Annotated in this window: 8 protein-coding genes; 6 read left to right on the top strand and 2 right to left on the bottom strand. The window is 57.3% G+C overall.

Annotation, left to right across the window (positions count from 1 at the left end):
- The first annotated feature begins 516 nt into the window (after positions 1 to 516).
- The 4 genes from ABJD39_RS13625 (at position 517) to ABJD39_RS13610 (ending at position 6,542) form a co-directional block, all read left to right on the top strand.
- Entirely contained in the window at positions 517 to 2,343 is a 1,827-nt protein-coding gene (locus ABJD39_RS13625) for a flavin-containing monooxygenase (RefSeq protein ID WP_348609754.1), read from the top strand.
- A gap of 406 nt (positions 2,344 to 2,749) precedes the next feature.
- Positions 2,750 to 3,784, top strand: a complete 1,035-nt coding sequence (locus ABJD39_RS13620) for an HNH endonuclease (protein WP_348609751.1) — start codon at positions 2,750 to 2,752, stop codon at positions 3,782 to 3,784.
- Between the two features lie 155 nt (positions 3,785 to 3,939).
- A complete protein-coding gene (locus ABJD39_RS13615; protein WP_348609749.1) occupies positions 3,940 to 4,137 on the top strand; it encodes a DUF433 domain-containing protein in 198 nt (65 codons plus the stop codon).
- Positions 4,138 to 4,247: 110 nt separating this feature from the next.
- Positions 4,248 to 6,542: a DUF5797 family protein gene (locus ABJD39_RS13610; RefSeq protein ID WP_348609746.1), complete on the top strand. Its 2,295-nt coding sequence runs from the start codon at positions 4,248 to 4,250 to the stop codon at positions 6,540 to 6,542.
- Between the two features lie 10 nt (positions 6,543 to 6,552).
- Here ABJD39_RS13610 and ABJD39_RS13605 read toward each other — a convergent pair whose 3' ends face one another.
- Both ABJD39_RS13605 and ABJD39_RS13600 read right to left on the bottom strand, forming a co-directional pair.
- A complete protein-coding gene (locus ABJD39_RS13605) occupies positions 6,553 to 7,050 on the bottom strand; it encodes an adaptin protein (RefSeq protein WP_348609743.1) in 498 nt (165 codons plus the stop codon).
- On the bottom strand, positions 7,050 to 7,958 hold the full coding sequence (locus tag ABJD39_RS13600) for an ADP-ribosylglycohydrolase family protein (protein WP_348609740.1): 909 nt from the start codon (positions 7,956 to 7,958) through the stop codon (positions 7,050 to 7,052). The genes ABJD39_RS13605 and ABJD39_RS13600 overlap by 1 nt, the downstream gene beginning before the upstream one ends.
- 132 nt (positions 7,959 to 8,090) lie before the next feature.
- On the opposite strand from ABJD39_RS13600, the gene ABJD39_RS13595 reads away from it, so the two are divergent.
- Entirely contained in the window at positions 8,091 to 9,440 is a 1,350-nt protein-coding gene (locus ABJD39_RS13595) for a PD-(D/E)XK nuclease family protein (protein WP_348609738.1), read from the top strand.
- A 62-nt stretch (positions 9,441 to 9,502) separates the two neighbouring features.
- On the top strand, positions 9,503 to 12,367 hold the full coding sequence (locus ABJD39_RS13590; RefSeq protein WP_348609735.1) for a DEAD/DEAH box helicase: 2,865 nt from the start codon (positions 9,503 to 9,505) through the stop codon (positions 12,365 to 12,367).
- Positions 12,368 to 12,442 lie beyond the last annotated feature (75 nt).

Here is a 12,442-nt window from a genome sequence, read left to right as displayed (position 1 = left end):
CGCCGCAACGACGCGTGAACTCAGATCGCTGTACGACACCGACCGCACAGACAGTTACTACGGCGGCCAACACCCGACAGAACACCAAGCAGACTCAATACAAACCCTCGCTTAAAGCATCCACGAGTATATTACAGTCCAAATCAGAGAAGCCGGGGTCTGCGACGCACTAGACTAATAGAGCTTGGATGAAAGTTCAGACATACCATCATGAGTGGTGATCGCCTCGATTTCATTCACACGCTTCCTGTCGTGGTGGTTGTTCCCCGAATCGTATCCTGCCCGTTCTAACTGGGCTCGCGGGAAGATATGATGGCTTTGAATTGCGTAACGATCTCCACCGTCGCAATCCAAACCTTGCAACTGAGCCGGTATGGCTGATAAATACCTGTGAATAATCATTAAGTAGAGACGGCACTTCAGAAAGATTATGTTCTTTAATGGACATACCGGACCTGAACTGCAATCGGTACCGACACCCGCTGTGGCGACCACCGCAGCGGAAGAGGTGGGCCGATGAGCTCGCCAGAGCAGATGTCCGATGGCGATATCGACCATGCGACCGAGACGGCACAGGCGTACTTGGAGGAGCTCGAGGATGCGATGCGCCGGGAGGATGCCGCCGCTGCGGCGGAGATGTTCTGTGAGTCGAGCTACTGGCGCGACCTGGTCGCGTTTACCTGGAACATCAAGACGGTGGAGAATCCCAGTGGCGTCGAGGATATGCTCGAGGAGACACTCGCGCACATCGGTCCGTCGGACTTCGAGCTTACCGAGCCGGCGGAGGAGGAGGATGGGATCATCACCGCCTGGTTCACCTTCGAGACCGAGGTGGGTCGTGGTGAGGGTGTCGTCCGGCTGAAAGATGGCGGTGCGTGGACCTTCCTGACCGCACTGACGGAGCTGAAGGGGCATGAGGAGCCCAGGGGCAGAGACCGACCGATAGGCGCAGAGCCGGTTGCGGACCCAGACCGCAAAACGTGGACAGAGCGCCGTGAGGAGGAGCTGGAGAACCTGGGGTACACCGAACAGCCGCACACCGTGATCGTCGGTGGGGGACAGGGCGGCATCGCACTCGGTGCACGACTCCGCCAGCTCGGCGTGCCCACGATCATCGTCGAGAAGAACGACCGGCCGGGCGACTCCTGGCGCAACCGGTACGAGGGGCTCGCGCTGCACGACCCCATCTGGTACGACCACCTCCCGTATATCAAGTTCCCCAAAAACTGGCCGGTGTTCTCACCGAAGGACAAGCTCGGCGATTGGCTGGAGATGTACACGCGGGTGATGGAGCTGAACTACTGGTCGAAGACCGAGGCCACCAGTGCACAGTACGACGAGGAGACGGGCACCTGGGAGGTCGAGGTCAACCGCGACGGTGAGGAGCTCGTGTTGCGCCCACAGGAGCTCGTGATGGCGACGGGCATGAGCGGCAAGCCCAACATGCCCGACCTCGACGGCGAGGAGCGCTTCAACGGCGAGGTACTACACTCATCCGAGTACCCTGGCCCCGACGAGAAGTACGAGGACAAGTCCGTGGTAGTGGTGGGCTCGAACAACTCAGCCCACGACATCTGTGAGGGGCTCTGGGAGGTAGACGCGGACGTGACGATGGTGCAGCGGTCATCGACGTGCGTCATCAAGACGGAGTCAATACTGGAGCACGCACTCGGTGATCTGTACTCCGAGCGGGCCGTCGAGAACGGCATCGACACCCACCGGGCGGACATGATCTTCGCATCCGTCCCGTACCGCATCATGAATGAGTTCGAAAAACCCAACTACGACAAAATCAGGGAAATCGACTCCGACTTCTACGATGCGCTCGAGGACGCCGGCTTCTGGATCGACTTTGGTCCCGATGAATCGGGGCTGTTCATGAAGTACCTCCGCCGTGGCTCGGGCTACTACATCGACACCGGCGCCAGTCAGCTCATAATCGACGGAGAGATTGATATGGCCCATGGGCAGGTGACCGAGTTCAACGAGGATGCGATCCTGCTGGAAGATGGCACCGAGCTCCCGGCCGACCTTGTCGTGTGCGCCACGGGGTTCGGTTCGATGAACCACTGGGTGGCCGACCTGATAGATGAGGAGACGGCGCGGCAGGCGGGGAAGGTCTGGGGGCTCGGCTCAGACACGCCCAAAGACCCCGGACCGTGGGAGGGCGAGCAGCGCAACATGTGGAAGCCGACGCAGGTGGACCAACTGTGGTTCCACGGTGGCAACCTGCACCAGTCACGCCACTACTCGCTGTATCTGGCGCTGCAGCTGAAGGCACGCTATGAGGAGATCCCCACGCCGGTGTACGGCAGGCAGGAAGTCCACCACGAGGGGATCTAGCGGCCGCTCTCCCAAGGACGGTCGCCTGACAGGCGATACCCCTTCGGAGATCGGATGGCTGGTCGGCATCACCTCAAGTGGTGCTCGCCGTCCGCACTCACCGGCCGAACTGCGCCGCAGGTGGAGAGAATTCTGTGCGAGATACGCGCCCTGTATACAGCACACCCGCTCAAACCTATCAGTGTCTTAGGGTTCCAACAAAGCTGGCTACGTCCCACTCAACCTCATTTGCTGAATATCGGCGTATGTCCCCCACAACAGCTCTGCTGCTCAGCAGGGGTATGTCGCCCTATACCCCAGTGAGCGCGTTCTGTTGAGTCTCACATATCACATCCTGAGTTCTCTTGCGAGTATCACGCGGTCATTTATTGACTGATAGATGTAACGCCGCGGTAGCATGCAACGTATGTTCCGGGTCGGGCAACAATACCGCGATACCGGGAGTTATCGCAACCCGGACGACCAGTTTCTCCGATGGATTCGTGGTCCGCTCGACAGCGGTATCAGGAACACTGGCGGAATTCGTGATCTTGGTGCAGATCGATCCGATACGCCAGCAACGCTGGTACTCGTCTCGAACGACAGCGGTATCTCCCAACATGACGATCCATGGGAGGACACCCTCGCTGTCAACGCCGGTTACATCACTTACTGGGGCGACGCAAAGACCTCGAACCCCTACGACGAGTCCGCGCAAAACCAGAAGATCAAAGCTGCCTTCGACAACGCCGCTGCCGGTCGGCGTGAGGACGTACCGCCCGTCCTCGTCTTCCGAAAACCCGAATCGGGCGTCGTTGAGTTCTGCGGGCTATGCGTTCCCGACCACCTCGAGGTACGCGCGTACCGTGCTGAGGACGGGACACAGGTCCCGAACTATCAGTTCCACTTCTCGATCCTCAACAGCAACGCCGTCCCGGTCACCTGGCTGCACGACCGTGCCCAGCAAAATGACGACTACGAGGCACCCGATGTCTGGCAGCAGTGGGTCCAGACCGGGGAGGTCGCCCAGTGGCCGACCGGGGAACCACTCAACCAGAGCGGTCAGATTCGCCGGTATGAGACGTCAAAAATCACTGTGAGCGACGCCTTCCGTGCCGATACGCTCGAACGCTACGGCCACGAGTGCACCCTAACCGGCATTCAAGAGGATTCGTTGCTGGATCTCGCGCACGTCCTCCCCCGGAGTCAGCACCCTGACTTAGCCGAACACCCGGAGAACGTCCTCGTGTTGAACTCGCTGCACCACCGTGCGTTCGACGCTGCACTGTTCACCATCGATAGCGACTACCGCATCCGAACGAGTCCCTCATTCGACCCGGCTCATCCCTTCCTCCGCGAAACGATCCTTGACCGGCAAGGCGACCAACTCTCGTTCCCACCCAGCGCGCAAGTACAGCCGTCGTTCCTCGAAGAACTCAATACTGGCCTCTCATGGCTTTAGCTCCGCATATCCCGCTATCGCAAGCAATGGCGCGGGAGAGCCCTTTTGCGACAGGACGTGGTAGTAGCGTGTATAGCCGAGCAGGAGAGTCGTCGTGTTGCACACGACCTCATCGAGGAACCTACATTGCCGGACGGCGAATCAGCGTCCGCCAGGTGTATGCGTTGATCGAGGAGCGTGGGGTTGATCCCGAAACAGTCGCCGACCGGTATGACTTGGACGTCGCGGACGTGTACCATGCGCTCGCGTACTATCACGACCATCCACGCGAGATGAGCGCCGTCGAAACTGAGCGCGTGGAAGGTATGGAGGCGTTCCGAGGCTCTATCGACCGGCACACTCAGAACTCCTGATCGCCATTCCGGATGTCGTGTTCAGTGATACTAGTTGCTATTCGTAACTAACGCAGTATAGAATAGATCTCTTCAGTGAGTATAAATAACTGTAGCGGGAACGTGGAAAGATGGTAAGTACTAAATCTGATATCACTCACGGTCAATATCTTGCGGAGATCGAAGTTTCCATTCTGAACCGTGCTGATTCGCCTTCCGATGTTGCGCTCTTCGAAGTTGAGGATACTAATGGGGACCAATTCGTCGTTGGCGGTGTTGCTGATCGAGTGAACTCGCTGGCGATCGAGGAGACATATCGCATAGAACACGGACTCGGTATTGATGTCGGTTTCGACGCCCAGGAAGCCTTCCCGGATCAGTTCAAGAAAGCGGCTTCTCACGACTGCCCCGAATGTGGTTCAGAGCTGACTTTCGAGCCCGGAGTCGAATCGGTTCCAAACCCGGTCGGCAGAGCACTCGACCAACAAGGACGCAACGGCCTACACCTCGTAATCACCGAGGAGTCGGAACTCCAGCGGCTCTCAGATAGGGATGATTGGCGACCGTTTCGAGAGTCGAAGCGGGGTCCCCGCACCCCTCCGAACCAATATCGATGTACTGAGTGCTCGCTTTCAATCCCCGAAGGCGAATTAGATCGGTATCTCGCACATGGTGGGAGACCAGTCGATGAACACGCAGACGATGCTGCCGCTGTGGAATCGGTGATGAACAATGCATCAGAGTCGCTCGGGATGGCTACTGGTGGTGCCAAAGACGTCGATAACTTCCGAGACAATATTTCTGAAGGATATCTGCCTGGCGAAGATGCGCTCTCGACCGAGGGACTGTTTTACGACTACTACTTCGACACAGGCGATAACCGCGACGACAAAGACAGTCTCTTCTACCCATCGTACAGGACAGCGGTAACCAACCATCCTCTCACAGATCGGACCGAACACTACCTGACCGTCGGTCTCAATTCCACGATCGGCGTCGAAGACTTTGAACGCCGTCAACTCAACCTCGTCGCTGTTCTCGACGTCTCTGGATCGATGGGCAGCCAATTTGATCAGTACTATTACGATGAGTCCGGGCAACGCCGGTCAGTGGACTCACCATCGAGTGAGACCAAAATGGCTGCTGCAACAGACTCTCTCGCAGCCCTCACCACGCACTTAGAACCGGACGATCGGTTCGGAGTCGTCCTCTATAACTCACAGGACCACATCGCCAAACCGCTCTCTCTCGTCGGAGAGACAGATATGGACGCGATCCGTGGCCATATTCGTGATGTGACGGCCGGTGGTGGAACGAACATGAGTGCCGGCCTTGAGACAGCTATCGATCTCCTCGGTGAACACGAGGCTGCAGATGCGACGCAAGTCGAGAATCGGATCGTATTCCTGACGGATATGATGCCGAATACCGGTGCTACCGGGAGGAACACTATTACCGCGACAGTTGAGGAAGCAGCAACGCGAGGCATCCACACGACGTTCATCGGAATGGGACTCGACGAAAACCCCGATCTGGCGGAATCGCTCTCGAAGATCCGGGGTGCAAACCACTACTTCGTCCACTCAGATACGGAGTTCAAGCAACGACTCGATGACGAGTTCGAGTACATGGTTACGCCACTGGTGTTTGATCTCCAACTAGAACTGGACGGTGACGTCGATATCGACGCCATCTACGGGAGTCCAAACGCTGATCGATCGGCCGGCAAAATCATGTCCGTCTCAACGTTGTTCCCGTCGCCAACGACCGACGGCAAAACCCGGGGCGGGGTCATACTGTTACGTCTTGATGGCTCCCCCTCCGAGGCGATGGACCTTGTTGCTAGTTGGGAGGAGATCGACGGTACCATCGAATCGGATCGAGTTCACATCTCCGCCGATGCTGAGTCCCCGGAGTACTTCGAGACAAGTGGGATCAAAAAAGCGGTGTGTCTCGCCCGGTATGCCAGTACGCTTCAAGACTGGATCACTGCTGTGCGTAGTACAGACGACTGGATACCGATGGACGGTCAGCGACAAGGACAGTGGGAACGGGACTCCGAACCGCTTCACGTCCCGGGTCAATATCGAGAAAAGTTTCGGACGATTCAGGCCTATATCGACGAAACAGCTGACGATATCGATGACGAACTTAGACAAGAGGTTTCCTTACTCGATACTCTCATCGAGCATCAAAGCCAACGGCCCGAACATGACTTGTCTGAGCAAGCGGTAGACCGCCTCGGCGACCTCGTCGAGTTGGCGCCGACATCGAACGGTGAACTGGCAGAGGCTTGGGGAGTAAAGACTGGAGCTGAAGTCCATGCCTATCTCGAATCTGAACTTGAGGGATATTATCGGCGCGACGAAAACCACATGCTTCGACCGACAGAGGACGCTATCGCGCTAGTGCAAATACAACCGTAGGCTTCCTTTGTCACTCTTTTTGACGGTTTCGTATAGAGGCTTGAACTGCGTCACCGGATTCAAATCCGCCATCCGGACTCAGACCACTCGAGGGCGGTGCTGACAGCCCGAGCTCCCCTTGCCGGACCTGCTTGACGAAGTCCCACGCGTGGTAGTGCTCCCAGCCATCGACGTGCCCTAAATCGAGATCGTCGATGACGATATAGCCTTCAGCGTCGGGGAACAATTCCCCGAGAATCTGTAGGCGTTCCTCGCGTTCCGGCCACCAGTCGTAGTACCCGTACTCGTCTTGCTCACCCAGCGCGTCGATATGCCCGTCCCGCTGCTGAATCGACTCCACCGTGCCCGGGATGTCTGCTTCGTCAACGAGGTCCTGATTCCCGATCGCCCAGACTTGGTGGCTGGTCTCGTGCGCCCAGTAGCGTACCCACTCAAGCGGCACCGCGTCTCGATGGGGATGCGGATTCACGTCCACTGTCCAGTCCCGGTCGAACGCCAGGACGTACATCACGTCACCTCTACGAGTTGCTCGGCCAGCGTTTCGAGTTCGTCACTCTCGTCGATAGCACGCAGCCATCGGTCGGGAAGGGAAGTCGCTCCGAACCGCGCGCCAGCGACCGCGCCTGCAATCGCGCCGATTGTATCCGTATCACCACCACGGTTGACCGCCGTCACGATCGCTTCCTCCGAACTCTCCGCGACCAGTCCATCGTGGAGTGCCGTCTGTAGCGAATGAATGACGTATCCTGAAGTTTCCAACGTGCCGGGCGCGTCACCATGGATGAGCGGTCGCAGCGCCGTCACAAGCTCATCAGGCACGTCTGAACCGACGTCCTCAAGCGCATCCTGTAACGGCACGTCCGCATCTTCAAGCAAGCCAGCCAACGTGAGATTCAGCACCGCGCAGCCGTACGTGCACCGCGGATCAGCGTGCGTGATTTGTGAAGACTGCCGACTCACCTCGACGAGGTGCTCCCGTTCACTCGCGTACGGGATAGCGAGCGGCGGGCACCGCATCACACTCCCATTCCCGGCGTTCTGACCTTCGCGACTCTGCTCCCACACGTGCTGACCCGCCTCGTCCCACGCGTCGCCGCGTTTGAGTCGGCTGAGCGACCGCATCGTCATCCGCCCGATATCGAACGGATCACTATCGTACCACGCGACAAACCGCTCGGCAACATCCGCCGGGTTGAACCCTTGGTGCTCGACCAGGCTGCGAGCGATACACAGCGCCTGCTCCGTATCATCCGTAATCGTCCCCGCAGGCTGATTCCACGTCCCGTGCCCGACCATCTCTTCGAGTCGCCCGTACTCCGCGTTGATCTCCGATGCCGAGGCGAACTCGACCGGCCGCCCGAGCGCATCCCCACACGCAAGCCCCAACAACACTCCCCGAGCGCGATCTACATCCATACATACCCCAACAACAACACTTGAGAAAAATGTAGGGTGGCGGTCACTTGCTTGAGTTCAGTCAGCTCTGCGGGGTTACGAGATGTCTTCTGCCCCCCATAGCTTAATTTGGTTGTCGAAAAATCATCATGGGTGGCAGAGAGTCTGGATCAGCGCCTCGCTGAGCTATCACACCAACTGAATCTGCTTCCCGAAACAGAGGAGCCACCATCAACAATCCTCCAAGTTATCGGACGAAGTAAACAAGAGCGTGACTGGCAGCAGCTCCTGTTCTATTATCTCTCAGCTGATGCACCGCATGGTCTTGACCACGCGTTGCTAGACCATCTCTTGACGGCGCTCACAGGGCGGGATGACCTCGGGTTTTCATTTTCCCGTTTCGACCTTGACGACGTCCAAGTCGAATGTGAGGTGGTCACCTCCAATGACCGTCGTCCTGACGCGGTGGTCTGGTCGGGCACCGACTGGTTCATCTGCTGGGAGCTGAAGGTGGGCGCTGCCGAGGGAAAGGATCAAACGCCGGATTACGTTACCGCAGACTCGTTCTCAACCATCAACATCGACAAAGCTGATGTCCCGACTGACGGTCACTACTACGTTTATTTAGCCCCCAGAGACGCATCGCCGCCGGAAGCTGAGGAATTCGTGCCGGTTTCGTGGGAATGGATCGCAGCACAGATAGAGTCATTTCTGGCAGAGAGTTACGGGAAACACCCAGCGCGCACGACGGCACAACTCAACGAATTCGTCGATACGATACAACGTGAACTGACGATGACTGAATACCAAGAAAACCAACGAGAGAAGGCGAAGCTGTATTTTGAGTATTACGACGAGATCGCCGAGGCACAGGATGCGTTCGAAAAGCAGTGGGACTGGTTCGCTACCAACTGGGGTAACCAACTAGTCGAGGTCATTCGTGAAGCCGAACCGATCGAAATCCCATCGCTACGGGATACCGACGTTGCGATCAAACCCACCCGACCCTCGCTCGAGGACGAACGGTGGGTCCTTCGACAGGGACATTCAGACTGGGCAGGCATCTTCAAGAACGGGTGGTGGCGGCACAAAGATGACCTGTCGCACATCTACACGAAAGCTGAGAACAAAAACGATGTTCACATAACGTTCTTCCACCGTCTGGAACAGAACCGAGACCAAGCTGTCAGAGACGGTGTCTTAGAGCTTCAACTCTGGCATGGGACGAGCAATGGCGACCAATTTATGTATACTTTCAAAGACGAACTCACCTCGAAAGTCCAAGAAAGCGATGGAGAAATCCCATCATCAGTGAGTGTTGCTGGTAGCCGTGGAAATCCACTCACAGCGACCTATGATATCCCAGTACGAGAGCACGACGACTTTTTCGACGCCTATGTCGCAGCACTAGACGATGCGTTCCATGACCTCGTGATAGAAAACCGGAACCTCATTACCATCATCGATGAGACGTTTGAAACATCGCTTGAGGCATTCAAATGACGTGACTCAACTCATCTCCTTCTTGGCAAATCTATAAATGTGTGACTTAGATTCACAGTAGCATGGTTCCCTGGCAGGTGTATCAACAAATCGCCGTTGACCTCGATGTTCCTCCCGAAACGATGCACCTCGTCAACGTGCTCGCTGATGGTGGCTACCTCACCGAAAATCAGCCGCCGTATCTGAACTACGATTTACCCGACTTCGGCACGCAGGTTACGTGGCTCGACAAGCACCCAACGCAAGGAATCGCATTCTGTAAAGAACGGTACGGGAACGACGCCGCGGTCGCCGCGACAATCCATGCTGTCGGTACAGAAGTCGCCTCCCGCACAGAAGGTGATCTAACCGTTGGCTTCGCCATCCTCGGCAACTACATCGACGACTTCCTTCAGGACACCTCCCGGCGCGACATCGCCGCCGAAGTTGAGACCGTCCGGTCGTATTTCGACGCGAATACGATGGAGCTCAAGCGAATCGAAGACGCACACGACGACGACGAGAACCCACACGAATACTGTGAGTACTGCGGCGAAGAACTCGAAACTGCGTTCAGTTATCGCTGCACAACGTGTGGAACGCGGTTTCCCGGGTGGTCCGGACTCGTCTTCGCTGAAGGCGAAGAACAGAGCAACTCGAAATGGCGCGAACAGCTCGACGTCACCGTCCTGAGCCAGAACACCGAGAAACGATTCCTCGTTCTTCGCTCTAATACATCGCTTCCAGGGTGGATCGAAGAAGGCGGGCAAATCGGCCAGATTATCGACGGCAGTCTCCACGACATGGGGCGCGTCGTGAATATCGATACCCGCGACATTCAAGTCGATTACTGGGGCGGCGTCGCAACAAGCCTCGAAGCTGGACAGGACATCACGGTCTGCAGCTCCGAAACGATGATCGCAACAACCCAGCAAATCGGGTTATTACGAGAACTGCGCCGCGACTTCGCCGGCTGGCGGAACCAGAAGAACCCGGATCCAACAGTGGCGAAACTCGCTGTCAACGGCCCGCACCTGCGCGACACGCTGGACCAATCCACGATCACTCCGGCGACCCCTGTCAAGTTAGATGATACGCGGAGTCTCGATGGATTCGAACTGGATGACTCACAACAATCCGTACTGGCCAACATCCTCGGTCTCGAACCCGGTGACCTCTCACTCGTTGTTGGTCCGCCTGGGTCCGGGAAAACCGAGGTTATCGCCAAAGCCGCTCAGGAACTCGCGAACCGAGGCGAATCCGTGCTCGTCACGTCACACACGAACATCGCGGTTGACAACGTCATTGAGAAACTCAGCCATCAAGAGAGGCATCAACTCGTCCGGGCTGGCCGGCCAGAGAAAATGTCGAAGGGCACGTCCGAAGTGATGCTCTCGAAAGTCATCGACGAGAGTGACGATGACTCCGTGTCAGAGCTGCTAGATGAGGTCGAGGATCTCAAAGCAGCGATCAGCACCATGGGCGATCAGCTAGAGCACGACCAAGAGCAATACGAGCTGTTGCAACGAGCAGCCGAAACCGGTCCGGTGAGCAGCACACAGATGAGCGAGGTCGAGGACGAAATCGATACGAAGCAAGCCAAACTCTCTGAAACGCAGCGAAAAATCCAGGAACTCCAGTCCGAGGCGGAGAAAACCTCCATCGAAAACGCAGACATAACCGGTGCGACGATCATCCGCTCCCAACTCGGCGGGCTCGCCCAAGCCCAGTTCGACACAGTCATCATCGACGAAGCGAGCCAAATCCCCGTCTCACTCGGTCTTCTCGGGATGATCAACGCGAACAAATGGGTTGTTGTCGGCGACCACCACCAACTCCAACCCGTCCTCAAAACCCTCTCAACGAGCGACGGCAGCCCACCCGACGACGCTTCAATCTTCTCGTTCCTCCGCAACCGGTACGACATCGACCAGTGGCTCGAATACCACTACCGAAGCCACGCCGACATCATCGGGTTCTCGCAAGAACACATCTACGACGGGAATATCACCATCGACGACTCCTGCCCCAGCGGATTCGAATGGAATCCTGTAGACGACCCCGACTCGAAGGTCGAAGCCATTTGCGACGGTCCACCCGTCACATTCGTGGATGTCACCGGTGAGCAATCCTGGCGCAAACGTTTCAGCGGCTCCGTCAACACCGCAGAAGTCGATGTCGTCGCAGACCTCGTCACCCACCTCGTAGACGAACACGACGTCCCTGAATCCGAACTCGGCGTCATCACACCGTACCGCGGGCAACGCACCCTAATCAGCGACGAACTCACCGACTACGGCAGTGTCGAAGTCTCAACCGTTGACGGCTTCCAAGGCCGTGAGCGAGAAACGATCATCTTCAGCGCCGTCAACAGCGAGAAATCCGGGCTGCAATTCGCCGGGAACAAGAACCGATTCAACGTCGCCTGCACCCGCCCGAAAAACCAGTTCATCATGGTCGGCAACCAGACCGCCATCGAAGACGAAGCACCGTGGTCAAACACCCTCCGTGCCTTCATCCGATACGCCAGCGAGCACGGCGGCGTCTTCAACTGGGACGGTGAACTCTGGACTGACGGAATCGACCCATCCAACATCCCGTCACCCGAGCCACGTGACCCACCCGACATCATCGAACCACCGGCTGGAAAATCACCCGACACAGGTACCACAACGAACACGACTAACAGTACTGGGGATGGCTCTGGTGACGACCCAACGCGCACAACGCCCGGTGACCCGCAACTCCGCTCTCGAGTCACCGACATCGTGCAGTTAGCCCCAACATCAAACGGAGAATTAGCCGAGGCGTGGGAACTCCAGACAGGAAAAGAAGCCTGGCAATACCTCACTTCGGAACTCGGCGAGTACTTCGAACGCGACGCCAACAGTAAGATCCAGCCAACCGCAAAAGCCCACGACCTCGTCTCCGAGCCGAACACACCATAACTCGCCGGACCACGCTACACCCAGCTCTGATCGTTCACCTGTTGCCAAACAAGATCGCTGACCACACCGAATTCA

Source organism: Halobaculum rarum (assembly GCF_040025155.1).
GTDB lineage: Archaea > Halobacteriota > Halobacteria > Halobacteriales > Haloferacaceae > Halobaculum > Halobaculum rarum.
Note: the sequence above shows the minus strand (reverse complement) of the source record. Positions and strands in the feature narration are given on the sequence as shown.

Coding starts and splice junctions, on each gene's coding strand:
- ABJD39_RS13590 (WP_348609735.1), top strand. CDS start 9,503: ATGGTTCCCTGGCAGGTGTATCAACAAATCGCCGTTGACCTCGATGTT.
- ABJD39_RS13610 (WP_348609746.1), top strand. CDS start 4,248: ATGGTAAGTACTAAATCTGATATCACTCACGGTCAATATCTTGCGGAG.
- ABJD39_RS13625 (WP_348609754.1), top strand. CDS start 517: ATGAGCTCGCCAGAGCAGATGTCCGATGGCGATATCGACCATGCGACC.
- ABJD39_RS13605 (WP_348609743.1), bottom strand. CDS start 7,050: ATGTACGTCCTGGCGTTCGACCGGGACTGGACAGTGGACGTGAATCCG.
- ABJD39_RS13620 (WP_348609751.1), top strand. CDS start 2,750: ATGTTCCGGGTCGGGCAACAATACCGCGATACCGGGAGTTATCGCAAC.
- ABJD39_RS13600 (WP_348609740.1), bottom strand. CDS start 7,958: ATGGATGTAGATCGCGCTCGGGGAGTGTTGTTGGGGCTTGCGTGTGGG.